This window comes from Embleya sp. NPDC056575, assembly GCF_042793325.1.
Lineage (GTDB): Bacteria > Actinomycetota > Actinomycetes > Streptomycetales > Streptomycetaceae > Embleya.
This window is the reverse complement of record NZ_JBHTVA010000030.1, coordinates 1-21,741: the sequence shown is the minus strand read 5'-3', so window position 1 is coordinate 21,741 and position 21,741 is coordinate 1. Positions and strand designations below refer to the sequence as shown.

General features: G+C 70.6%; 23 protein-coding genes, 1 tRNA gene and 1 pseudogene. 6 read left to right on the top strand and 19 right to left on the bottom strand.

Features of this window, described 5'->3' with window-relative positions:
- The first annotated feature begins 251 nt into the window (after window positions 1-251).
- Window positions 252-716: a hypothetical protein gene (locus ACFRCG_RS23890; protein ID WP_380034514.1), complete on the top strand. Its 465-nt coding sequence runs from the start codon at window positions 252-254 to the stop codon at window positions 714-716.
- Between the two features lie 14 nt (window positions 717-730).
- Here the strand turns inward: ACFRCG_RS23890 and ACFRCG_RS23885 are convergent, their stop codons facing one another.
- From ACFRCG_RS23885 to ACFRCG_RS23800, 18 genes are all read right to left on the bottom strand, one after another.
- Window positions 731-2,857, bottom strand: a complete 2,127-nt coding sequence (locus ACFRCG_RS23885; RefSeq protein WP_380034512.1) for a DUF3987 domain-containing protein — start codon at window positions 2,855-2,857, stop codon at window positions 731-733.
- Between the two features lie 356 nt (window positions 2,858-3,213).
- The gene (locus tag ACFRCG_RS23880) at window positions 3,214-4,128 is read right to left on the bottom strand and encodes an NUDIX domain-containing protein (RefSeq protein WP_380034510.1); all 915 of its coding nucleotides are present in this window, start codon (window positions 4,126-4,128) and stop codon (window positions 3,214-3,216) included.
- A gap of 121 nt (window positions 4,129-4,249) precedes the next feature.
- Window positions 4,250-4,501 carry a hypothetical protein gene (locus ACFRCG_RS23875; protein ID WP_380034508.1) on the bottom strand — a complete coding sequence of 84 codons (252 nt, stop codon included), beginning with the start codon at window positions 4,499-4,501 and terminating at the stop codon, window positions 4,250-4,252.
- Window positions 4,502-4,584: 83 nt separating this feature from the next.
- A complete protein-coding gene (locus ACFRCG_RS23870) occupies window positions 4,585-5,037 on the bottom strand; it encodes a hypothetical protein (RefSeq protein ID WP_380034506.1) in 453 nt (150 codons plus the stop codon).
- A gap of 106 nt (window positions 5,038-5,143) precedes the next feature.
- Window positions 5,144-7,159, bottom strand: coding sequence for a hypothetical protein (locus tag ACFRCG_RS23865; protein WP_380034504.1), 2,016 nt, complete (start codon window positions 7,157-7,159; stop codon window positions 5,144-5,146).
- Between the two features lies 1 nt (window position 7,160).
- The gene (traA, locus tag ACFRCG_RS23860; RefSeq protein WP_380034503.1) at window positions 7,161-7,514 is read right to left on the bottom strand and encodes a plasmid transfer protein TraA; all 354 of its coding nucleotides are present in this window, start codon (window positions 7,512-7,514) and stop codon (window positions 7,161-7,163) included.
- Window positions 7,515-7,614: 100 nt separating this feature from the next.
- Window positions 7,615-8,094, bottom strand: coding sequence for a hypothetical protein (locus tag ACFRCG_RS23855; protein ID WP_380034501.1), 480 nt, complete (start codon window positions 8,092-8,094; stop codon window positions 7,615-7,617).
- Window positions 8,095-8,107: 13 nt separating this feature from the next.
- Complete coding sequence (locus tag ACFRCG_RS23850) at window positions 8,108-8,446, bottom strand: WhiB family transcriptional regulator (protein ID WP_380034499.1); 339 nt, start codon at window positions 8,444-8,446, stop codon at window positions 8,108-8,110.
- Window positions 8,443-9,867 carry a hypothetical protein gene (locus ACFRCG_RS23845; RefSeq protein WP_380034497.1) on the bottom strand — a complete coding sequence of 475 codons (1,425 nt, stop codon included), beginning with the start codon at window positions 9,865-9,867 and terminating at the stop codon, window positions 8,443-8,445. Before ACFRCG_RS23845 ends, ACFRCG_RS23850 begins: the two co-directional genes overlap by 4 nt.
- Window positions 9,868-10,072: 205 nt before the next feature.
- Entirely contained in the window at window positions 10,073-10,477 is a 405-nt protein-coding gene (locus tag ACFRCG_RS23840; RefSeq protein WP_380034495.1) for a hypothetical protein, read from the bottom strand.
- Window positions 10,477-10,827 carry a helix-turn-helix domain-containing protein gene (locus tag ACFRCG_RS23835; protein ID WP_380034493.1) on the bottom strand — a complete coding sequence of 117 codons (351 nt, stop codon included), beginning with the start codon at window positions 10,825-10,827 and terminating at the stop codon, window positions 10,477-10,479. The genes ACFRCG_RS23840 and ACFRCG_RS23835 overlap by 1 nt, the downstream gene beginning before the upstream one ends.
- 194 nt (window positions 10,828-11,021) lie before the next feature.
- The gene (locus ACFRCG_RS23830; RefSeq protein WP_380034491.1) at window positions 11,022-11,501 is read right to left on the bottom strand and encodes an HIT family protein; all 480 of its coding nucleotides are present in this window, start codon (window positions 11,499-11,501) and stop codon (window positions 11,022-11,024) included.
- The gene (locus tag ACFRCG_RS23825) at window positions 11,498-12,286 is read right to left on the bottom strand and encodes a GntR family transcriptional regulator (protein ID WP_380034489.1); all 789 of its coding nucleotides are present in this window, start codon (window positions 12,284-12,286) and stop codon (window positions 11,498-11,500) included. The genes ACFRCG_RS23830 and ACFRCG_RS23825 overlap by 4 nt, the downstream gene beginning before the upstream one ends.
- A 116-nt stretch (window positions 12,287-12,402) precedes the next feature.
- The gene (locus ACFRCG_RS23820; protein WP_380034487.1) at window positions 12,403-12,876 is read right to left on the bottom strand and encodes a hypothetical protein; all 474 of its coding nucleotides are present in this window, start codon (window positions 12,874-12,876) and stop codon (window positions 12,403-12,405) included.
- Window positions 12,873-13,508 carry a hypothetical protein gene (locus ACFRCG_RS23815; protein ID WP_380034485.1) on the bottom strand — a complete coding sequence of 212 codons (636 nt, stop codon included), beginning with the start codon at window positions 13,506-13,508 and terminating at the stop codon, window positions 12,873-12,875. Before ACFRCG_RS23815 ends, ACFRCG_RS23820 begins: the two co-directional genes overlap by 4 nt.
- A gap of 299 nt (window positions 13,509-13,807) precedes the next feature.
- Complete coding sequence (locus ACFRCG_RS23810; RefSeq protein WP_380034483.1) at window positions 13,808-15,418, bottom strand: tyrosine-type recombinase/integrase; 1,611 nt, start codon at window positions 15,416-15,418, stop codon at window positions 13,808-13,810.
- 109 nt (window positions 15,419-15,527) lie between these two features.
- A tRNA-Arg gene (locus ACFRCG_RS23805) sits at window positions 15,528-15,600 on the bottom strand.
- Window positions 15,601-15,732: 132 nt separating this feature from the next.
- Window positions 15,733-16,443, bottom strand: coding sequence for a DUF4232 domain-containing protein (locus ACFRCG_RS23800; RefSeq protein ID WP_380034481.1), 711 nt, complete (start codon window positions 16,441-16,443; stop codon window positions 15,733-15,735).
- A gap of 174 nt (window positions 16,444-16,617) precedes the next feature.
- Here ACFRCG_RS23800 and ACFRCG_RS23795 point away from each other — a divergent pair.
- Both ACFRCG_RS23795 and ACFRCG_RS23790 read left to right on the top strand, forming a co-directional pair.
- Window positions 16,618-16,794: pseudogene (locus ACFRCG_RS23795) on the top strand (helix-turn-helix domain-containing protein); the annotation flags it as partial.
- 1,107 nt (window positions 16,795-17,901) lie between these two features.
- Window positions 17,902-18,855 carry a transcriptional regulator gene (locus tag ACFRCG_RS23790; protein WP_380034661.1) on the top strand — a complete coding sequence of 318 codons (954 nt, stop codon included), beginning with the start codon at window positions 17,902-17,904 and terminating at the stop codon, window positions 18,853-18,855.
- Here the strand turns inward: ACFRCG_RS23790 and ACFRCG_RS23785 are convergent.
- On the bottom strand, window positions 18,839-19,186 hold the full coding sequence (locus tag ACFRCG_RS23785; protein ID WP_380034479.1) for a LuxR family transcriptional regulator: 348 nt from the start codon (window positions 19,184-19,186) through the stop codon (window positions 18,839-18,841). The two genes, ACFRCG_RS23790 and ACFRCG_RS23785, sit on opposite strands and share 17 nt — an antisense overlap.
- Before the next feature lie 150 nt (window positions 19,187-19,336).
- Here ACFRCG_RS23785 and ACFRCG_RS23780 point away from each other — a divergent pair, with 150 nt between their 5' ends.
- From ACFRCG_RS23780 to ACFRCG_RS23770, 3 genes are all read left to right on the top strand, one after another.
- Complete coding sequence (locus ACFRCG_RS23780) at window positions 19,337-20,089, top strand: GNAT family N-acetyltransferase (protein ID WP_380034477.1); 753 nt, start codon at window positions 19,337-19,339, stop codon at window positions 20,087-20,089.
- Window positions 20,090-20,450: 361 nt separating this feature from the next.
- Window positions 20,451-21,428, top strand: coding sequence for an RNA polymerase sigma factor RpoD/SigA (locus ACFRCG_RS23775; protein ID WP_380009147.1), 978 nt, complete (start codon window positions 20,451-20,453; stop codon window positions 21,426-21,428).
- Window positions 21,429-21,463: 35 nt separating this feature from the next.
- Window positions 21,464-21,655: a hypothetical protein gene (locus ACFRCG_RS23770; protein ID WP_380034475.1), complete on the top strand. Its 192-nt coding sequence runs from the start codon at window positions 21,464-21,466 to the stop codon at window positions 21,653-21,655.
- The last annotated feature ends 86 nt before the right edge of the window (window positions 21,656-21,741 follow it).

The following is a 21,741-nucleotide window of genomic DNA, read 5'->3' as shown; positions in this document are numbered from 1 at the left end:
GACGGGGTGGCCCAGGCTTTCCACCTGCGCACATGCCTCGCAGGCGGTGCCCTGTGATCCCTGGATTCCCGGTTTTCGACTGGGTTTCGTCCCACGAGCCGTCCCACGGTGTTGCGCTCCGGTGGTGGTGTCGGGACCGCACAGGGGTGGCGCTTGGTGACGGTCGAGCCGGGAACGACCAGGGCGCTCCGGCTGCGCTTTCGTGCTCGAACCGGCGATGGCCGGGCGGCCCGGCGGCCTAGTGTCCCGTCATGGAATGGACGACGCTGATCAGCACACTCGCCGGGGCCCTGATCGGCATCTCGGCAACCGTGGTGACGGAACGATCGAGGTCTCGCCGTGAGCGCCTGGCCGACGACCTGACGGTGCGGCGAGGTGCCTACGCCGACTACCTGGCCGCCCTATCCCGAACGCGGGTCGACATACGAGCCGCGGCACGCGACGCCGCCACACCGCCGAACGTGAGAGCCGAGAAGGCGGTGGCGGCCTTCTACGACAGCGGCGTGTACGACCGGCGCTACCAGGTCGCCGTGGTCGCCCCGATGGCGGTCGTGGAGGCCTCGGACCGGATGTTCCGGGCGTTGCGCGCCCTCCGTGACCGCGTCGTCGACGGGGCACTACGGGTCGACTCGGCCTACCGCGACCAGGCGAACGCGACCGAGGACGCCCTTGCCGAACTGCTCAGGCTCATTCGGCTGGACCTCGGCACCGACTGACACGCCGTCGATCCTCACGCGTTCGCGGCGGCGACTTTGGGATGCGCGGCGAACCTCGGTGAACGCTTCCGTCCCTTGCTACCCGGAGGCCGCTCCGGGGGCGGAAGCGCCGCGATCCAACCGTGCTCTTCGAGGTCACCCAAGGCGTCGGAGACGTCTTCCATCTCCTTCGCCCAGCGTCGCCCCTTCACTGCCTGCCACGCGTCCCGAGCGGAGAAGTCGGCCGTTGGCTCGGGTCGGCCGCGCAACCAGGCCAGCAGGTCGCGCAGTGGGGTGAGGCGGGTCTCGCTGTCGGCGCCCATCAGGTCGAACACGGCCTTGGCGTGGGCGATCAGGTACGGGGCCAGCGCCAGGACGTCGGCCATGCGGTCGCGGGTGATGAGGGTCGACGACGGAGCCTCGTAGACGGTGAGGCAGGCGGCGATGCGGATGAGTTGGCCGCGGAACTTGCCCGCCCAGTCGGCGACGGTGTGCAGGTCGCCGCCGGGCTTTCGACGGCTCGCGAAGTCGTTGTAGAAGTCGGCGAAGAGGGCACGGGCGCCTTCGTCGAGTTCGAGGGTGAGGACCTGGTCGTCGCGCCAGACGCGTTCGACGATTGCGCGGATGCGTCGGCTGTACGCGGCGGCGATCTCGGGTGGCACGGCAGGGGAGTCGAACGTGTCGTCCGTGGTCGGCGCGGGACGGGCGTACAGGAAGCGGCCGAGGAGGCCGTTCTCGCGGAACTCCGGATTCTTCGTCTCGATGCCGGCCAGGACACCGGGCTGGAGGAGCAGGCCGATGGCGATGAACGTGCGGTCCATGCGCGCCGACGCCCGACCGGTTCGGTCGATCGTGTAGGGGCTGCCGGTGTAGGCCTCCAGCAAGAGGTCCGTATTGGCCTGGCCCTTGTTGCCGTACATCCCGGCGGCGACCTTGAGCAGCCCGGCCTCCGACGCGAGTGTGCCGATGCGGCCGCCGTTCTCCGCCATGCGCATGCTGATCGCTTCGAGGGTGGCGTCCCGGATGAGCAGCCGCGGGGGAGCAGGAGTCTCGCCCAGCTCGAGCAGCTTCATGCGCGCGGACTCGGCATCCGCGAGCGCGTCCTCGGGACGGTCCGCGTTGACCGCCTTCTGCTCGGCCTTCGCCATTCGTCCCTGTGTGATCCGGATCTCCTGGGCGGTCGCCTCCAGATCGGGCATGGCGGCCTCGATCAGCTCGGTCTCGATCCGACGCAGCGGGGCCGCGGCGGCGTTGAGCGCAGGCGTCTTCTTGTCGGACGAGTCGGCGAGAGCCGCGAGGTAGAGCGCGAGCGACTCGTGCCAATCGGGCTTGACGCGCACCTGTCGACGTCCCCCGGTGGCGGTCGAGATCGTCGCCAGCGCCGCGAACGCCACCAGGTCCGGCGGCACTTGGAGCGAGGCGGCTGTAGCATCGACGAATTCCGCGAGTTCGCCCAGGCGTTGTGTCGGAAAGGGCGGCAGGGGCCGGACGTCGACCGGGATCGGCTCGTCCCACTCGTCGTCGATCCGAGTCCCGGAATCCCCAGAAACGTGAGCCGATCCCGAATCCTGGGATCGCGGAGGCATTGTGGGAATTGTGGGACGCGGATCGGCGTCCACGAGATCGTCGAACCCGAGCCCGGCGGCAAGGTGATCGGTGACGTCCTTGCCGGTCGCCGGTTCCTTCACCACTACCGGAATTCCGGCGCGACGCAGGGAATCCGCGACCTGGCCGGCATGCCGGCGGCCCGGCTCGTCCCGATCGGCGATGACGACGACCTGGCTGGCGCCGCGCAGCGCTTGGCTGTACTCGTCCCGCCATTTCCCGGCGCCACCCGGGCTGCAGGTGGCCACGGTGCTGAGAGCGGTCAGGCTGTCGACGTCCTTCTCGCCCTCGACCACGAGGACGGTGCCAGCTGCGGCGGCCTCCTGGAGGACGGCGGGCAGCCGATAGAGGACCTGGCGGATGCCCCTGGCGCCGTAAGCGCCGCCCGGCCGGGCCCGCAGGAAGTCCTTGGCATGGCCGTTCTTGCCGGGCTCCCAACGCTCCACGAGAAAGAGCACCTCGCCGTGCTCGTCGCAGTACGGGTATTCCGCGACCTTGCGCCGCCGCGTGCCGCGCGGATTCCGACCTGGTTCGTCGTACAGATCTGCGAGTGTCATTCCGAGGGCATCGACCACGGCCTCGGCCGAGCAGCCTGCGTGGCAGTAGAGCACGGCGGCTGTTCCGTCACTGCCGCGAGAAACGGACAGCGAAGGATTGTTGTCGTCGTGGGCGGGGCACTGCCAGTTCGGCCCGCTATGGCGTTGCCCGCGATTCCGGAGTGCGGCCGTGATCCGGTCGAACGCGGAATACGAGGGTTGTGGCATGGGGATGGCCCCGGGCACGAAGCCCGGGGCCACGGTTGTGTCGCTCACCGGCATCTCATCCGATCGTGCGGTTCGGTAGGGGGCTTTCACGCGGTTGCAGCCGTTCCGACCGGCCGCTCGGGTTCGGTCGGGACGGCGGATCGCACGGACTACCGGTTCGGTTCGACGTCGCCGTGGTGCCGGTCGGCAAGCAGTGGGCGGTGGACGTCGCGGTGGACCAGGTCGACGAGGGCGCCGTAGTCGGTCAGCACCTCGGCGATCCGACAGGCCAGTGCGACCGAGCGGTGCCGGCCACCGACGCAGCCGGTCGCGACCGTGATCGGCCCGGCGCCCAGCCCGAGGCGGAGGTCTGCGGCGAGGTCGGCCGCGGACCGGGCGACCCGGTCGATTCCGGGGGTGGCGAGGACGTGGTCGTACACCGCCCGGTCGAGGCCGGTCAGCTCGCGCATCGCCGGGTCGGCGTGCGGGTTGCGGAACCTGCGGCGCAGGTCGTAGGTCAGGTCGGCGGTCGGGGCCGGTCCGTGGCCGTAGCCGAACGAGACGATCCGTACGTCCGGTTCGTCCTCGACCGTACCGGGGCCGCGGGACGGCACCGGGTTCGTGGCCGAGGCGGCGCCGGCGTCGGGCGTGGGAATCGTTGTGGTTCGGGTCCGCAGTTCCTCCTGGGCCGTGAGGAGGATCCGGGTGTGGTCGAACGCCAGGTCCGGCAGGGCGTCGAGCGGCCACCAGCGGGCGTCCCGGGCGTCGTCCCCCGCCCTGGCGACAGTGCCGGAAGGAACCACGGCGAGATACGCGGTGGTGACGAACAACCCGCGCGGGTCCCGACCGGGCTCGCCCCAGACGCCGATCTCGCGCAGGTCTCCGGTCGCGACCCGTACCCCGGTCTCCTCGGCCAGTTCGCGCACGGCGGCCGCGAGGTTCGTTTCGCCCTCGTCGACCCAGCCGCCCGGCAGGGCCCAGGCGCCCTTGAACGGTGGCCAGTCCCGCTCGATCAGCAACACGTGGTCGTCGTCGCGGACGCACACCACGTCGGCGGTGTAGGTGGTTGTGTCGTCATCGGCCATGATGGTGGTCCCTGTCTCGTGTGATGCGGGTAGGGGCCCGGGGCGACCGACGTCTTGTCGGATGGGCGGTCGCCCCGGGGTGCAGCGTTGCCGTAGTGGCCGGCTCCTATCGGGTGGCTGGTCAGCCCTGGTAGCCGAGATCGGCCGGGTCGGCACCCGCGCGCAGCCCGTCGAGCAGGCGCCGGTACTTCGCGATTTCCTCGCCGTACCTCCCGGCAGCGGTGTAGGCCTGCTCGCGGTACTCGGTGGCGATGCGAGGGTTCGCGGCCTGTCGGTTCGCGGCGAGCATCTGGCGCTCGGACGAACGCAGTGACGCGGCCAGGCCGTCGATCTCGGCCCGACGCCGGTCCTCGGTCCAGACGATGCGGTGCATGACGATCTCCTGTCTCGTGTGATGCGGGTAGGGGCTCGGGGCGATCGACGTCTTGTCGGATGGGCGGTCGTCCCGAGGCAGCGCTAGAGGACGCGGGCGATGCCGAACAGCACTGCGGTGACGGCAAGTTGGAACAGCGCCGCGCGAATTAGCGAATACTTGCGGGTCGCGATCTCGGACAGCTCGGTCAACTCCCGGGTCAGCGCCCGGGGCCGCTCCGCTGCGTCGACCACGCGGAGCACCAGGTCCATCTCGGCGTCGCGGCCCGCACGCACGGACAGCGCGCCGCGCGGGACCAGGACGAGCGCCAGGAGCACGGCGGTCGTCCCGAGGGAGACCACCGTGGCGACGGAGAGCAGGCTCTGGTCGACGTCGCTTCCGGACGCGGCGGCGAGGCCGGCGGCGGCGAGCAGGATCGAGGCCTTCTGGTCGGCCGCGCGGAGGTTGCCGGTCGTCTCGGCGATGCGGCGGTGTAACGCGGCGATCGGCACCGGGTCAGCGTCGGCGCCCGGGGCGTGGACGGTGGGGTCGGACATGGTCGTCTCCAGGTGTCGGATGTCGGATGTCAGAGGTGTCAGCCCGCCCGCTTTCCCCCGCGCATGCGTGTGAGGGGTGTCAGACGGTTTTTGACTGTCAGAGGTGTCAGGGCACTTCGACCAGGGCGGATGCGTCCTGCCACCGGTCGGTCCAGCGGTACGTGCCGGTCTCCGGACGATCCAGCCGCCCGGCCTCGACCAACTTCGCCAACTCGCCCTGGAGCCAGGGCCGCTTGCGGTCGATGGCGGTCAGCGTGGCCGCCAGGTCGTTCGGCGCGAATGCCTCCCGGCCCTCGATCCGCAGCCGCTCGATGACCCCTTCGAGCGCGGCGCGGGCCTGGGCCGGCGTCGGCTTGAACGGGTTCGTCTCGGCGAACGCCGTCGCCGGACGGCCGGTCGTCGGGATCTCCTGGTCGATGTCGACGTCGCCCAGGTCCTCGGCGTCGCTGTCGACCGGGGGCTCGAACGCGACCGGCGCGTCCATCGCGTCGTCGGTCTCGTTCACGTTCTCCTCCGAACCGGCCGCGTCGGAACGCGCGTCGGCCACGGCCTCCTTGAGCGAGATGGGGTTGCCGCGATTGGCGAACGCGGCACCGGCCGCCTTGACGGTGACCGGATCGGAGACGGCGCGCAGGGCCTTGTGGACCGCGATGACCTTGCGCAACTTCTCCGGGTCGGACATGTACGAGCGGACCGGCGTCGCCCACAGCCCACGGGGCACACCCGGCGCGACCAGATAGTGCATGCCGGGCTGTGTGTTGCCCCAGCGGACCGGGTCCCCGCCCGCCTCGGTGACCTCGTCCGGCGTGACGTACGAGGCGTCGATGTCCTCGCCCTGGCCGTGGATGAGGCCGCCGGGAAACTGGCCGCGGCTCTTGCGCGGGATCACGGTGTGGTCGAAGACCTGCGCGCTGGCGCCGAGCGAGACGCCCGCCGAACGCGCCTCCTGCCCCGCGATCACCCAGGCCTTGTTGCCCGCGAGAACCCGGGACGCCTCTTCGATGTGCACGTACAGGAACGGCATGCCGTACCGGTCGTAGACCTCGGGCACCCACTGCTTGTAGCCCCAGCGGCCGAGCCGGTCGGCCCGCGCGGTGATCACATCGGGCAAGGCGTTGATCAGCGCACGGGTACGGGCCACCCCGATGGCCACCCACTCGAACGCGTCGGCGATGTCCTGGAGAGTCTGCGAGCCCTTGCCCGGGTCGCCCATCCACATCGCCACCCGACGCCGCGTGGCGATCTCCGCGACGATGTCGATCATCGACTCGCCCTTGCCCGCACCCGTCATCCCGGAGAACAGCAGGTGCGTGACCGGCCGCGGCGGCCGGCCCTTCCCGCCCGGATCGCCCGGCAGCCAGAACTCGGCCGGTCGGCCGTCGTCGTAGATGCCGTGCCGGATCGGTTCCGAGATGCACGCCCCGGGGCGGGACGGGCCGGGCCAGGGGATCGGCTCCTTCAGCAGGTCCCTGACCACGATGGACAGGTGCGCGCGGTCGCTCCGCTCCGGGTCCTCCCGCACGGTGACCCCGCGCTCGTGGATCCCCAGTGCTCCGGCCAGGTGCTTGCGCGAGCTCTGCACGTCGTCCACCGTCAACTCGCCCGGGGGCAACTCCAGCGTGGCCGTGAGCTTTTGCCCCTCGATTACCGGGTCGAGAACCTTGGTGCCCTTGAGCCGGGCCACCTTGTCGAACAGGTCCGATCCGGCACCGGCGGGCAGGGCCTTGGTCTCGCCGCCGTTCCGCGTGAGCTTGCGGATGTTCCACGACAACGCGGTTCCGATGCCCAGGATCGCCCAGGCCGACAACGCGCCCGGCGACATCGGGTCCACCGTCGCCGACAACGGCATCGCGCCGGTGGCCAGCGCGGTGGTCGCGGTCGCGTGCCACCGCCACAACGGCGCACTGTCCGGCGCCACCTTCGCCGTGCCTGCGGTGAGCGCGGCGGAGGCGAGGGTGGCGGCCATCACCGGGCCGGGCTGGTCGACCCACGCGGTGTGGGTGACGTTCGCCGCCCCGAACGTCGCCCCCGCCAGGAGCCAGGGCGGGGTGAACGGCATCAGCCGGGCGACGATCGCCCCGGCGGCCTGTGTCGCGGCCTTCGCCGCAGGACCGGTCGCCATGTCAGTTCCCCTCGAACCCGAACGCGCGGGCGGACTTCTTCTTGGTCGGGTTCATCTCCAGCTCGTACTGCCTCTCGAAGCTCCGCCACGCGCGGACCATCGACGCCGCCGCGTGCTGCGACGCGTCGGCCGCCGTACGGACGTGACCGGCGATCAACCGGGCCCGCTTGTGGGAGGGGCTGAACCCGCTCCCGGCCGGCGGGTCCGGTACCTCCTTCAGGAACGCCTGCAACTCCTCGGCGCTCACGTTCAGTTCGATCGCCAGCAGTCGGAACGCCTTCCGCGCCCGGTCGCAGTACTCGCGCAGCGCGACATCGGTGATCAGCTCGGTGTCCCCGAGGATCGGATTGGACATGAACGGCCCCCAGGCTCGTGTGGATCGGATCGACGGATCGCAGGCCGTGGCCCGCTCCGTCCGGTCCCGACCGTGCAGGCCGGGACCGGACGGAGCCCGGTCAGGACTTCGAGAACGGATCGATCGGCGGGACGAACGGCCCCAGACGCAGCACCCCGGACACGCCCGGCGCCACCGGAGCGGCCGGCACCGGCGGGGCCTCCGGTCCACCCGGGCCCGCGTCGTCCTGGTCGGGTACCGCGGTGAGCATCGCCACCCGGCGGACGGCGTCCAACGCCGAGTACAGGGTCGAGTGCGCGTCCTCCAGGTTCGCGACGAACGCGGGGCCGACCTGCAGCAGATCGGCCTGGAGCGCGTGGTGCTCCAGCAGGGCGTGTGCGTACGCGACGCCTTCGATCGCCCGCAGGAGCTGCGACTGGAGCGTTCCGGGCGAGGTCACGGTCACCGACCCGTCCACGCGGACGCAGCGAGCCGCGTCCGTCACCGCCCATGCGAGCAACGCCTGCATCTCGCCGACCGTGCACGTCGACCAGGACGACGAACCGCGGCGTCCCCACCAGGACTTGATACGACGGAACATGTCGATCCCCCTTTCACGCCGCGCCGGAGGCGGCAGCATCGGAGTCCGCGTGCGGCAGGCGCTCGGCCACCGTCTCGCCGCCCCGGATCGTCCACCGGTCGTCCGCCGCCCGCGCGTCGGCCAGGCACTCGCGCCGCACCGGGCAGCGGGCGCAGATCGCCAACGCCTGCCGCACCCGCGCGGGCCTCACATCAGCGGGATAGGCCACGTTCCCCGAGCCGTAGGCGACGTCGTCCACGAACAGTTCGGGGTCGGAGCCACGACAGGCCGCGTCGATCTGCCACGTCCCCGACGCCACCGACACCCACGTGTTCACGATCACCACGCGCGACCGCATCGGCGTGCTCTTCATCGCGTCGCCTCCTCGCTCGTCTCCGGAACGACGGACAAGCCGGTGGGAACGACGACGCCTGCCTCGGCCAGCCGCCCGTACGCCTCGTTCAGCGCGGCCTTGGCGTCGTCGAACCGAACCCTCAGGAACGTCTGGGCCTCCCGATACGACATCCGCGTCCCCTTCCGGGTCAGCTCGGCCAGCAACTCATCCACCAGGTCCTCGTGCGCACGTCTCCCGACCGGATCCGCCGCCCGCTTCCCGGACGACTTCCGCGATGGCTGCGCGGCCCGCTTCCGCACCGCTTCCCGACGAGCCGGAACAGTCGCTTCCCGAACCGCCGCCGGAGTGCTTCCCGTACCGGCCTCCGCGTCGGCGCCGAGCCGCTTCCCGTCCAGGTCGAAGGCGGTTTCCTCGTTCCCGGGAAGCACGTCGTCGTCGCGGTCCGGAAGCGGCGCATCGGCGGGATCGGACGCCACGTGCGCGCCCGCGTGGATCAGGACATGGACGCGCCACAGGATCAGCGGCGCGAGCGCACTCACCGCGACCACCACCGCGACCGGGGGATGCCCCACCGGCAACAGGTGCGAGATCGAGTTCGCCACGATCATCACGAGCACCGCGGGGAACACCTCGCGCCGAGCCCGGAACGAGGCGACCACATACGCGTCGATGCACACCGGCGCCGCGTACGACCAGGCCCCGAACCCCAACGCGACGAACAACGCGAACTCGCCCGACGCCGTCAGGCAGATCGCCGCCACCAGCGCCACCCACGGCAGCGCCCTCGTGACGAACGAGCCCCGGCGACCCCTGGCCACCATCTCGGCCTCGAACGCCGCACGATCGGCCGCCAGGCGCTCGTTCAACCCGGTCAGGCGCGACCGCTCCATACCGATCTCCCGGGCCGCGAGAGCAGCGACGCACCTGGCCTGTTCCCGCTCGTCCTCGACCAGGCGCTCGGCCTCGGCCCGCGCGTCCTGGACCAAGCGCTCCGCCTCGGCCTCGGCGGCGGCCCGCGCGCGTGCCAGCAACTCGGCCTGCCGGGAGGCCCGTTCAGCCGCCTGGGACTGCAACCGCTCGACCTCGGCGTGCGCGGCCTCCACCGCGAGCCGGGCCTGCTCCGTGTCGGATTCGGCGTCCTCCCGGAGGCGCTTGGCGTATCCGGCCGCGTCCGTGCGGATCACCTCGGCAGCGGCCAGCGCGTCCGTCCGCAACACATCGGCCGACGAACGCGCACTCGACACGATCAACTCGGCCTGCTCGCGCGTCGCCCGAACCTCGGCCTCGGCGCCCTCCGCGAGACGATCCGCAGCGATCTGAGCGGCCCTGCGCCGAGCTTCGGCCGCCTCCGCCGATTCGATGGCCTTCGCGAGGACGACCTGGGCGGAAGACGGACCCGGAAGGAGCACGGACAGGTCGATCACACCACGCGCGTTCATCGGGCGCCGTCCTCGGTCGCCCTGACGATCGAGGGCGCCACCACGCGGGACGGGTCGTGGACGAGGGAGGCGTCCATATACGTCTCCCCGTCCAACGCGGACCAGTGGCATGGCGTTTCGCCATCGAGGTGCTGTCGCACACCCACTCCCGGACCGACACGACGGGCATCTGTGGAGACCCACGAAGGCGAGCCCGAGGGCGGCCTCACGAGGGATCCCCGAGTGACGGTGTCGCGACGGCACTCTCCGCCGTCACCGGCCGCGGCGGCTCGTAGCCCGTCCACAGGTCCACCCGGACACCGGCCCGCACGAACTCCGCGCGGACCATGACGCCCAAGCCCCCTACGAACGGCCTTTCCGTGACCGAGCCGCCGGTTCGACCGGCGATCTCCGCGAGCAGGGCCAAGCGGACCGGCACGGTCTGATGACCCGAGATCTCGACCGCGTCGGCCTCCGACCACGGCGTCCGGGGAGTAGTCCGCCACTGGAACACACTCGGCAGACCCTCGACCTCGGACAGCAGGGCCATCAGCACTCCGGTCAGCAACACGGCCCGCGTGTTCCTGTCCTCCTGCCGACCCTCGACCTGCCGAACCGCCTCCGCCGCCATCACGCGGCACCCTCGTCCGAGGAAACCGCCGTCGACGGCACCGCGATCCACGCCGCCGTCCACACGGCGGCGTCGACCAACTCTCCGGACCGCACGGCGGTGTCGAGCAGCAACTCCAAGGCCTTGACCGGCACGAGGATCCGCCCCCGCACCTTGATACCGGGGAACTCGTCCTCCCGGACCGCCCGGTAGAGCGTCATGTAGCTGACCCCCAGCGCCGCAGCGGCCTCGTCCAGACCGATCGTGAGCTGCTGGGTGGTGTGCGTAACCCCGCGACGCTTGAACGTCACGGTCCTGGCCTGAACGGCACGTGCGGGCACACCCGCACCGCCGATACCCTGATCGGGCATCGCATCTCCTAGACAGAGTCCGATGTATCGCCCCGGCACTCGCACGGTGTTCGAGCACCGTGACCCCGAGCGCCGGGGCACTTGCATGTCTGTGGTTCAGAGACATCAACCGTGGTTCTCTCTGACGTCACTTGTAACCCTAGGACTACAGGATTCGACATGCAAGCCCCTGAAGTACGTTCCGTCTCCAGGAATTACCTCTGCGTGATCAAGGATTGCAGCGCGCGAGCCTCGGCCTCGACCTGATCCTCAGGCAGGATCGGGAAGGTGTCGTCGACTGGCAACAAGGGGAACGGCGCGCCGGGGGCGGGGTCGGCGACGTACCTCGGCACCAGGTGGGTGTGCAGGTGAGGCAGCGAGTTGCCGAGCGTCTCGTAGTTCAGTTTCAGCGGTTGATAGTGCGCGATGAGCCCGCGCGCGACGTCCAGGACGTCCGCCCAGTACCCGTTGGCCTCGGCCTCCGTGAGTTCGGTCGGCTCGGAAACGTGGCGCCCACGCCAGATCACCAGGGTGTATCCGCGCTGCACATCAGCCCGTTGCAGGTACGAATCGCTGTACCGCCCTGTGTGGATCCGAACGCCGTACTGGTCCCGGTCGAGACGCTCCGAAGCGCACATCGAACAGCCGACGCCCTTGACCAACTGATCCCAGTCCAGCGGCCACGTTCTTGTCATGCGGACTCCTCGGTCGGTTCTTCCCACTCGAACGCGAACTCGTGTCGATCGGCCGCGTACAGATCATCGGCGACCTGCAAGGTTCGGCCGTCCGCGTCGAAGTCGATGTGCAGCATCCGCACCACGGGAACGCCGCGGTCGAGCTGCAACATGCGCGCCTCGTCAGGCGACGGCATCCTGGCCCGGAACACTTCGATTCCCCGAACGAACCGATGCCCGAGCGACTCGATGTACGCATCCGGGCCAGCGGGGAGAGCCTCGGACGACTCCAAGCCCGTCCCGGCCGCGAGCCAGAGCGGGTAGTAGCTCGTGGAAATCACGGCGGGCTCACCGTCGAGTAGCTGCAGCCGCTTCCGCACGACTGCCTGAGCCGGGCTGCTCACTCGCAACCAGTCGGCCACGTCGCGTGGGACGGCATCCTTCCCGACCTTGAGCATCCGGCGAGAGGGCACCTGGCCTTGGGCGGTTGCCTCGGTGTCGAAGATCGGCAGTCCCGAGGCTCGGTGCGCACTGTGCCGAGAGGAGGAGGACACCCGACGCAACGGGCGATCCTCCCGCACGAAAGACCCGAAGCCCTTCCGGGTCACGACAAGGCCCTCGGCCACCAACGTGCCCAAGGCAGTCCGAACGACTGTACGGCTGACTCCGAACTCGTTCTGAAACTCGCTCTCGGATGGCAGCTTGCTCCCGGACGCGCGTGTGCCGGCCAGGATCTGCTCCCTGAGCAGATCTGCCAACTGCAACGACAGCGACCTGTCCGCCAGCGGGTCCAGCGGGCTCGACATGACGGGCTCCTGTAGTCCTCGGGTGCCAGGAACGCTACAGGTCAAGGCTTCGGCCGACCTGGAGCGGCTCCCCAAGGATGCGAACCATCACGCACGTAGTCGCGCAAGCAGGTGCCCTAGACGATCGCGCCGCCTGATCCGCCCGTGGGGGCGTTGCCGGGGCTGGGTGGGGCTTGGAGGGCACCGAGAACGGCGTTGTTGGAGCGTACGAGGGCTTGGGTGAGTGTTTTGTCGTTGTGTCGCAGCACGAACAAGGTTGCTAGAGCTGGCACGCTTGGTCCCGCGAACATGGTGGCAAGCCATGGATGGCCGTTCAGGCCGACGTAGGCACCGCAGCCAAGCATGACGAGAACGATGGCGAGCCCCATCCACAGCCCGCACATGAACAGCCTGTGGCTTCTCTGGTTCTGGCTCTCTTGGGCTTGGAGCTCGGCTTCGAGGCGCTTGAGATTGTGCCTTCTGGCGAGTTCAGGTTCCAGGGCGGCCAAGGCGATCTGTAGGTGCTCGGGGGGTAGTTGAGCCCATTGGAGCGCAAAGTCCAACGGACTCCGGTCGGCGCCGGGATTTCCCGGTGGTGGGACGTCGGTCACGGTCGTGTACCCCCAGGTCCGTCGGCGAGAAAAGCTCCAGCTTGCGACGCTCGCCCGTGGGGTGGCGGCCCGAGCAGATGAAACAGGTTGGCCAGACCCGTGCTGATGTCAGCCACGGCCAGCGGTACGTCCGGATCGTCGGCCATTCCGGTTGTGCTAACGGTCACGCGACGGTCGATCCTTCGCGAACCAGTGATCTTGCTCTGTCTCTTGACCCAATCCAGGCTGATATTCCGAGCCGCCTGAGATGGGCTCGGGGAACGCAGATACGTGCGCCACTTGTTCCGGAGTTCCGATGGCACGGTGATGATGCTTTCAACGCCGTCAAATGTCTGTCGGGTGAAGATCCCGGGTTCGGCCTCGGTCCACTCCCCGCCTTCGTCGTCCTCAAGCCGCGCCAGGAAGTCGGAGCTGAGATACAGAATGATGGAATCCAACGGGTCCGATTGATCGGTCTGAATGATCTCGGCGATCTCGACGATCCGGAACCGCTCCATGGCTCGATTGAGCGGCCCGCGGAACGAAAGCATGACCGTCCTGGTAAACGCCCTGGCAATGGCGTACCGCCAGAAGAAGCCGCCCCCCACCAGTGCCAGGACCCCTGCGGAGATCCCCACGATTTCGCCGACCACGATTCCCCCAGTGCTGTACGGCCAGAACCGGTTCTCGAAGCTCGTCCACCCAGCCCGATACATCCTGCCAGCCGAGGATCGGTCGCAGGGGGACTACGTGCGATCCGACCGGGTTCGGGCCTCATGTCACTCCGCGTGTCTGGCGACCGGCGAGTGTGTACGCGGCTCACGGCTCCTGTGGATGAGTCGGATCACGTCCCAGAATTCCCAGAATCAAGCCGATGTCCACATGTTGAGACGCGATCCCTATTCTGGGCATTGTGGGACGCGATCCGAGGACTACGGGTCCCCGGATGACGCTACGGCGCCAGCCGCCCTGATTCCTCGGCTTGGTTACGCTGCGTTGATGGATTGGGGGTTGGGAGGTCCGCCTCGGCGCCGCATGTTGCGCATGTTGCCTGTGGGTGCTTCCCCAGCGTGATGGTGCTCCACGGGCCGGTGCTGCCGCAGGCGCAAGCCAGTTGACCTGTCTCGTTCGCGTTCACCGTGGCGGCCTCGGGGAGTTCGGCGACGGTTGTGCGTTTGCCTCTGGCGGTGATGACCAGGCCGAGGGTGGCCAGGTGGGTGATGGCGCGGTGGGCGGTGCTTGCGGTGACGGCGTGGGTTTCGGCGAGTTCCTTGACCGGGGGCAGTGGTTGGCCGGCTGGGTGGGTGCCGTTGCGGATGGCCTTCTCCAGTTCGGCCGCGATGAGTTCCCACGGGTGGACCGGCTCTCGGGGTGGGGCGTCGGTCGGGCCCGGGAGGTTCGGGGCGAGGATCGCGGCGGCGCGTTTGTCGGCTTCGCTGACCCAGGCCGCGTACATCCGCAGGGTCGTGGCGCCGCCGCTGCCGTGGCCCAGGCGGCCCGAGACGGTGCGCAGGTCGACGCCCGCGGAGACGAGCTCGGTCGCGGAGTAGTGGCGTAGGGCCTGGATGCGGGTGCTGCGCAGGCCGACCGCGAGGGCCAGGCGGCGGTACTTCTGGGTGACGCTCGCCTTCTTCCAGGGGGTCGCGCCCTGCGGGTCGAGCGAGAAGACGAACGCGTCGTCCGTCGGCTCGACTTCGAGCTGACGGCAGCGCGCCGCGTGGCGGGCGTGGAGGGCGAGCAGCAGGTCGCCCGTGATCTCGTCGAACGCGATGCGGCGGGCCTGGCGGGTCTTGGTGGCCTTCAGGTTGCTGTGCCTGTCTGTCGCGTTCTGCACGGACAGGATGCGCGCGTCGAAGTCGACGTCGCGCCAGCGGAGTCCGCAGAGTTCGCCGCGGCGGCACCCGGCGACCATCGCGACGAAGAGCATCGTGCCCCAGTCCAGGTCGCGCACCCACGCGGTGTTGAGGAGGCGGGCGGCCTCGGCGGCCGAGGGCGGGTCGGGCGTGGACGGCTCGAACGCCGGGGGCTGGGCCAGGTCGACCTCGTTGACGGTCAGGTACTTCCATCGGACGCCGCGGCCGAAGGCGCCGCTGAGCATGAAGTGGATTTTGCGGACCGTGTTGGCGGCGAGCGGGACGCACGTGTGGCCGGCGCGCTTCTTTCCCGAGCACAGCTCCTTGCACAGCCGCAGCCGGGCGTAGAAGCGTTCCAGGAGTTCGGCGTCCACGGTCGCGACCTGTTCGGCGCCGAGCGTGGGGACGATGTAGAGCCGGTTGAGTTGTTCGTAGCGTTCGCTGGTGCTGTCCTCGTGTTCCGCGATCTCCAGCCACTTCGTCATCAGGTCGGCGAGCGTGATGCGGCTGCGCGGGTGTTGTCGGGCGTCGACGAGGGCCTGGAGGCGGGTCTTGGCCTTCTCGGCCTCGGGTTCGGTGGGGCAGGTCTCGCGCAGGCGCCGCGGTTCTTTGGTGAGCGGGTCGATGCCCGCGTACACCACGGCCCGCCAGGAGCCGCTGGGGAGTTGCTCGATGTAACCGCGAGGGCGGCGCTTCGTTCGGTCGGCCATGGCCGGAGGGTAGGTCGCGAACCATGATCGATTCTGTTCGTCCCACGACCCGTCCCACGAACCACGAAACCCCGGCCGGGGCCGGGGTTTCCTGCCTGGTCAGGCTGTGTGCCCCCAGCAGGATTTGAACCTGCGACACCCGCTTTAGGAGAGCGGTGCTCTATCCCCTGAGCTATGGAGGCGGGGCGGGGAACCGGGTCCGGGGGCGATGGGCTTTCGGTCCCCGGGATCGGATCCCGCGCACAGGATAGCGGACGGGGTCGGGTGGACGTCGGGGCGTTTTCGGGCCGTGCCGGCCCGGCGCCCGGGGCGGGCTACCAGCTGGTGGCGTCGTCCATGGACTGCTGCCAGTAGGTGGTCTTGAGGGAATCGTCGATGAACAGGCCCTGGGCGGGCAGCGACGGGGTGGCGCCCCTGCCGACGTTTTGGTTGCCCGAGGGGCCGTGGAAGTAGACGGTGAGGGTCTTCTCGGTGTGACCGGTACCGCCGCTGCCGTCCGCGGCGGACAGGCTGACGGAGGCGTAGCCGGACTCGCCGGGCTTGAGCGTGACGACCGCCTGGGGCTTCGACTCGTCGATGACCGGGGGTACGGACTGGGCCTCGCCGAAGCGCAGGGCCGGGTAGCCGTAGAGGAAGCACATCTTGCCGCCGGTGTTGGTGACGGTCAGGAGCACGTGGTTGATCGGGCGGTTCAGCGGGGCCGCGACGGTCTTGGTGTTGGAGCCCTCGCAGGTGACCGCGTTGTCGGAATCGCTGCGCCCGCCCGAGTCCTGGCCGGAGGCCGCGCCCGGCTTGGTGTTCGAGGAGGCGGGTCGGGAGGAGGGGGCGCCGACGGGGGTCGAGGCGATCGGCGCCGCGGTCGGTGCGGCGGCCGCGGGGGCGCTGGGCGGGGTGGCCACGGCGGGGGCGGCGGCGGGCTTGCCGTCCTTGTCCGAGTCGTTGTTGCACGCGGTCAGGAGGAGCGCGGCCAGCGCGAGCGTCGTGACACCGGCGAGACGGGTACGGGAAGTGCGGACGCGGGACATGTGATCGGGCTCCTCGGGAGTTCGGTGATGCGCTGCTTGAACGACCACGAGCCTGTGGCAGGGTTCGTCCCAGCCGCTACGGACAGCGGCCGATTGGGGACGCCGGAACGGCGAAACCGGGTCTGACCAGGGGAAACGCCGGACCCCTGGAACGCCGGCTTGGGACACGGGGCGATGGAGGAACGGGTGTCGGAGGCAGCGGGAGCAGCGGAAACGGAGGCGTTCGCGCGTCTGTTGCGGGGGCTGAAGGATCGCTCGGGGCTCAGCTACGGGGCGCTGGCCAAGCGGCTGCACATGGGCACCTCGACACTGCACCGCTACTGCAACGGCACCGCGGTGCCGAACGAGTACGCCCCGGTGGAGCGCTTCGCGAGGGCGTGCCGGGCGACCCCGCAGGAGCTGGTGGAGCTGCACCGACACTGGATCCTGGCCGACGCGATGCGGGGCCGCCGGCCGGCTACGGCCGGTCCGCGTACGCCGGCGCCGGCCGGGACCTCGGCCCCGGACCCGACTTCACCTCCGGCGGGGACTTCCCCCTCGGACCCGCCCGTGCCCCCGACCCCCGCCGGGGGTCCGCCCTCGGCCACACCCTCGCCCTCGGCTCCTGTAGGGGCTTCGGCCTCGGACCCGCCCTCGGCTCCCGCCGGGGGGCCGGCCTCGGCCGCGACCCCGCCCCCGGCTCCTGTCGGGGGTCCGGCATCGGGCCCGCCCTCGCCTCCGGCTCCCGCCGGGGCTTTGGCCTGGGCCCCGGCCGGGGGACAGGGGCCGACTGTGGCCTCGGCCCCGGCGGAGGGCTCGGATCCGGGCCCGACTACGCCTCCTGCGGGGGCTTCGCCTTCGGGGCCGACTTCGCCCTCGATTCCTGCCGGGGCTCCGGTTCCGGCTGACGCTGAGGCTTCGGCTGTCGCCGAGGTGGCGCGTTCGAGTGCCGCCGGGGTTTCGGCCTCGGCCCCGGCCGGGGGCCACGTTGCGGCCGGGGCCTCGGCTCCGGCGCCGGTCTTGGCATCGACGTCGACTGAGGCTCCGGCCTCGGCGCCGACCCCGACGGCGGCCCCCGCCCCGGCTCCGGTTGAGGTCTCAACCCCGACGCCGACCTCGGGCGAGGCTTCGGCCTCGGCCTCTGCCTCGCCCGGGCTTGCGGCTCCGGCTGAGGCTCCGAGCCCGGGTCGGGCCTCGGCTGGGGGTTCGGGTGCGACTGGGGGTTTGCGTCCGGGCTTGGCCGAATCGTCTTCGGGCGTGGGTCGGGATGTCGGGGTGGGCCAGACGGGCGGAGGTGCCCGGCCGGGGGTGGGCTCGGGCGCGGAAGCCGGGGGTGGTGCTGCTGCTGTGGCTTCTGGCTCCGGGGCGTCCCCGGCCGGCTCGGCGGCTTCTCGTGAAGCGGCTTCGGTCGGCTTCTCGGGCTCGGCCGGAGTGCCCCCGGCCGGCTCGTTCGAGCAGGGCCCGGGGGGCGACGACACGGTGACGGTCGTCGGACCGCCGCACGTGCCGACCCCCACCCCCGCGCGCCGTCGCCGGGCCGCGGTCACCCTCGCCGCGGCAGCGGCCGTGCTCGGCGCCGTGTTGGTCGTCGCGTACCCGCTGTCCGGCGACGACGGCGACGATTCCGGCGCCCGCACGGCGGCCGACTCCGGCCCCGTGCCCACCGCCCCGCCGGCCGCCGGCGACCGGCCCGCCGGGCCCGCCCCCGCCTCCCCGCCGACCGCCGGCACCGGCACCGGATCGGCCTCGCCCCCGCCCGGCACCACCCCGACCGGCAAGGTCGCGCCCGACGCCTCGAAGGGCGGCACACCGAGCACGGGAGCCTCCTCGGGCAACGACCCGCTCGGCGTCGCCGTACGCCCCTACGTCTACAGCAACCCGTGCAGCCAACACTTCCTCGTCTACAGCGCCCCCGAGCAGGTCGGCCCGCCCGCCGGCGAGGCGGACGCGGTGCGCTGGTCCGGCGCGTACGGCGCGGTGTCCTCGGACGAGCAGCAGATCGCCCTCACCGTCCAGGGCCGCGAACGGGAAACGATCGTCCTGGAGGCGCTGCACGTCCGCGTCGTCGCCAAGGGCGCGCCCCTCGCCTGGAACGACTACGCGATGGGCGTCGGCTGCGGCGGCGACGTCGCCACCAAGTCCTTCGACATCGACCTCGACCGGGGCAGCCCCACCGTCACCGCGAAGAACGGCCAACGCGACTTCCCGTACAAGGTCAGTGCCACCGATCCCGAGGTCTTCTACGTCACGGTGCACACCAAGGCCCACGACGTGCGCTGGGATCTCACCCTGGACTGGTCCGCCGCCGACGGTCGACGCGGCACGGTCAAGGTCGACAACAAGGGCAAGCCGTTCCGCACCAGCGCCGGTTCGACCCGCCCCGGCTACGACTACCCGCTCGGCGGCGGCGAGTGGATCAAGCGCCAGGGGTAGCCGCCGATGTGCCGACGGTCAGGATGACGGCCGAGTCCTCGACGGCCTCCACTGTGTGCGGCTCCCCGGGGACGACGAGCAGGTCGCCGGAGGCGCCCTCGACGGAGTCGTCGCCCGCGGTCAGCCGGATATGGCCGGTCAGCACGATCAGGGAGGCCTCGCCCGGGCTCTCGGGTTGATCCAGCGAGTTGCCCGCCGTGAGGGCGATCAGCGTCTGCCGCAACCGGCGGCGGGAGCCGCCGAGCATGGCGGTCGAGCTGCGGCCCGACGAGGTGCCGCGGGCCGAGGCGAGCTGCTCCCTCGTGGCCGTCCGGAGTGAGATTTTATCCATGTATGTCAGTTTCGGGGGCGATCACTCTCCGCGCATGTTCTGGTGTGCGCGGGAAATGCGACGACCGGTGTGCCGGGTGATCCTGGCGAGGGGGCAGAGGGCGCGACCGAGGAGGTAAACGACTTGCTCGGGCATCGAAGAATGAACCTCATGACCACCGACGAAAGTGTGCGTACGCGGGGAACCGTCTTCGATCGGGACGGGACGCTCGTCGCCGACTACCGGCTCGGCAACCGCTCGGGCCGACCGGCCGCGCTCGACCTGCGGCTGCATCGACTACCGGCCGAGGCGGCGGCCCCCGCCATCCTGACCGCGCTCCCCGGATGGGTCGTGTCGGCGCACGCGGACACCGGTGCGGTGCTGATCGCGTCGGGCGGCCGTCTGGTGCGGCATCTGCACCGGTACGCCCGCGAGTTGGATCCGCGGGCCGACGGCCACGCCTGGGCGGATCCGCGCATCGAGGTGCGACCGGTGACGTCCGTGCCGCCCTCGGCGCTGTACGACTCCTGGATCGCCGCCTATCCGCCCGGACATCCCGACGGCACGTCGCGTCCCAACCCCGAGGACCTGGACGTCCTGTACCACGGACGTGCGCTCGGGCCCCTGCTCGACGCGAGCGTGGTGGCGCTGGATCGGGGGCGGGTGGTCGCGGCGGTGCTGGTCAACGACGCCGAACAACTCGGGCCGTGGATCAGCGAGGTCTTCCGCGACCCCGACCCCGCGTACACCGGCCTCGGTGCCCGGCTGTTGCGCCACACGCTCGGCCTCGCCGCGCGCGCCGGGCTGCCCGCGATCGGCCTCGCGGTCACCGAGGGCAATCCGGCCCGGACGGTGTACGAGCGCCTCGGATTCCGGCACGACGAGTCGTTCATGCACGTCGTACTCCCGGGAGGCGAGCGGTAGACCGCGTACGAACTCGGCGCGGCCGAGATCGGCCGGCCGGAAGTGGTCGGTCGGGCAGTCGCGCGCCACGTCGCACCGGACCGCCCCACGGTGGGTGAGGCGACGTCCGCCGCCGGGTCGAGGCCGCCCTCCCGGAGTCCGCGCACCCGCTCCCACCCGGGCCTTAGGAACATCCGGGGCTCCTCGGCCGTTGAGCCGATCGTAGGCACTCCGGAGCGTGCATGCGGAGCCCGAGGCCGGGCAGGCGCTGATGAAGGCCGCTATCGGCCAACCTTTCAACAGTACATCTCCGGATGGAATACCACAGGCTTCTCGTTCGTTCGAAATGTTGACGAACGCGAATGAAAGCGAGGGCTAGAGCATGCCGACTACACGTGGTGTGGCCCGACAGGGCGCCGAGCGAGTGGCGGCTTCCCGCACGCGGAAGGCCGCCGACGTCGAGCGCGACACGGTCGGTGTGTACCTGGACGAGATCAGCCGCACGAAGCTCTTGGACGCGGAGCGCGAGGTGGAGATGTCGAAGGACATCGAGGCCGGACTCTACGCGCAGAAACTGATCGACGAGGACGCCGTACCCGAGGGAGTCGACAGGGCCGAACTCGACGCGCTGATCGCGCGCGGAGCGGCGGCCAAGGAGTTGTTCATCCAGGCCAACCTGCGTCTGGTGGTCTCCGTCGCGCGGCGCTATCCGCGCAGCGGGATGCCGTTCCTGGATCTGGTCCAGGAGGGCAACGTGGGCCTGGTCCGCGCGGTCGAGAAGTTCGACTACGCGAAGGGCTTCAAGTTCTCCACCTACGCCACGTGGTGGATCCGGCAGGCGATCACCCGGGCGATGGCCGATCAGGCCCGCACCGTGCGACTGCCCGTGCACCTGGTCGAGGAGCTCAGCAAGATCCGCCGCGTGCAGCGCGAGTTCGCCCGTGACCACGGTCGCGACCCCGAGTTCCCGGAGATCGCCGAGATCGTGGGCACCACACCCGAGCGGGTGGTCGACGTGATCGGCTGGGCGCGCGACCCGATCAGCCTGGACACCCCCGTGGGTGACGACGGCGAGACCGAACTGGGCGAACTGGTCCAGGAGACCGACCCGTTGACCCCGGAGGACATCACCCTCGCGACGCTGCGCCGGGAGCAGATAGCGGACCTGGTGGGTCGCCTCGACGGCCGTACGGCCACCATCCTGCGGGCGCGCTACGGCATGGCCGACGGCAAGGAGCACACGCTCACCGAGGTCGGCAAGCAACTCGGGCTCACCCGCGAGCGGATCCGGCAGATCGAGAAGCAGGCGCTGGTCGAACTGCGCGAGCTGGCCACCGCCCAGGGGCTCGAGGCCGCGTGACGCGGCCCGCGCCGGAGCGCCGGCACACTGGTGTGATGGCGGAGGCGGAAGTGCGCGAGGCGAACGGACCGGACGAGCCGAAGCGGCACGACCGCTTCGGCTGGGACGACCTCCTGCCCGAGACGAGTTCGGACGAGACCGACACCGGCTGGGGCGAGCACCGGGCCGGCGCCGACCCGGCCGACATCCGCCGATTCCTCGACGACAAGCCGCCGCACCACTTCTGAGCCGGCGGATGGCGTCGAGGAGTTCGTCGGGAGCGACGTCCTTGGCCAGGAAGCCGCAGGCACCGGCGGTCAGCGCGGGATAGAGG

Bases quoted from the DNA above. Each gene is read 5' to 3' on its own strand.
- ACFRCG_RS23890 (WP_380034514.1), top strand. From the start codon at position 252: ATGGAATGGACGACGCTGATCAGCACACTCGCCGGGGCCCTGATCGGC.
- ACFRCG_RS23885 (WP_380034512.1), bottom strand. From the start codon at position 2,857: ATGACACTCGCAGATCTGTACGACGAACCAGGTCGGAATCCGCGCGGC.
- ACFRCG_RS23880 (WP_380034510.1), bottom strand. From the start codon at position 4,128: ATGGCCGATGACGACACAACCACCTACACCGCCGACGTGGTGTGCGTC.
- ACFRCG_RS23875 (WP_380034508.1), bottom strand. From the start codon at position 4,501: ATGCACCGCATCGTCTGGACCGAGGACCGGCGTCGGGCCGAGATCGAC.
- ACFRCG_RS23870 (WP_380034506.1), bottom strand. From the start codon at position 5,037: ATGTCCGACCCCACCGTCCACGCCCCGGGCGCCGACGCTGACCCGGTG.
- ACFRCG_RS23865 (WP_380034504.1), bottom strand. From the start codon at position 7,159: ATGGCGACCGGTCCTGCGGCGAAGGCCGCGACACAGGCCGCCGGGGCG.
- traA (WP_380034503.1), bottom strand. From the start codon at position 7,514: ATGTCCAATCCGATCCTCGGGGACACCGAGCTGATCACCGATGTCGCG.
- ACFRCG_RS23855 (WP_380034501.1), bottom strand. From the start codon at position 8,094: ATGTTCCGTCGTATCAAGTCCTGGTGGGGACGCCGCGGTTCGTCGTCC.
- ACFRCG_RS23850 (WP_380034499.1), bottom strand. From the start codon at position 8,446: ATGAAGAGCACGCCGATGCGGTCGCGCGTGGTGATCGTGAACACGTGG.
- ACFRCG_RS23845 (WP_380034497.1), bottom strand. From the start codon at position 9,867: ATGAACGCGCGTGGTGTGATCGACCTGTCCGTGCTCCTTCCGGGTCCG.
- ACFRCG_RS23840 (WP_380034495.1), bottom strand. From the start codon at position 10,477: ATGGCGGCGGAGGCGGTTCGGCAGGTCGAGGGTCGGCAGGAGGACAGG.
- ACFRCG_RS23835 (WP_380034493.1), bottom strand. From the start codon at position 10,827: ATGCCCGATCAGGGTATCGGCGGTGCGGGTGTGCCCGCACGTGCCGTT.
- ACFRCG_RS23830 (WP_380034491.1), bottom strand. From the start codon at position 11,501: ATGACAAGAACGTGGCCGCTGGACTGGGATCAGTTGGTCAAGGGCGTC.
- ACFRCG_RS23825 (WP_380034489.1), bottom strand. From the start codon at position 12,286: ATGTCGAGCCCGCTGGACCCGCTGGCGGACAGGTCGCTGTCGTTGCAG.
- ACFRCG_RS23810 (WP_380034483.1), bottom strand. From the start codon at position 15,418: ATGGCCGACCGAACGAAGCGCCGCCCTCGCGGTTACATCGAGCAACTC.
- ACFRCG_RS23800 (WP_380034481.1), bottom strand. From the start codon at position 16,443: ATGTCCCGCGTCCGCACTTCCCGTACCCGTCTCGCCGGTGTCACGACG.
- ACFRCG_RS23785 (WP_380034479.1), bottom strand. From the start codon at position 19,186: ATGGATAAAATCTCACTCCGGACGGCCACGAGGGAGCAGCTCGCCTCG.
- ACFRCG_RS23780 (WP_380034477.1), top strand. From the start codon at position 19,337: ATGACCACCGACGAAAGTGTGCGTACGCGGGGAACCGTCTTCGATCGG.
- ACFRCG_RS23775 (WP_380009147.1), top strand. From the start codon at position 20,451: ATGCCGACTACACGTGGTGTGGCCCGACAGGGCGCCGAGCGAGTGGCG.
- ACFRCG_RS23770 (WP_380034475.1), top strand. From the start codon at position 21,464: ATGGCGGAGGCGGAAGTGCGCGAGGCGAACGGACCGGACGAGCCGAAG.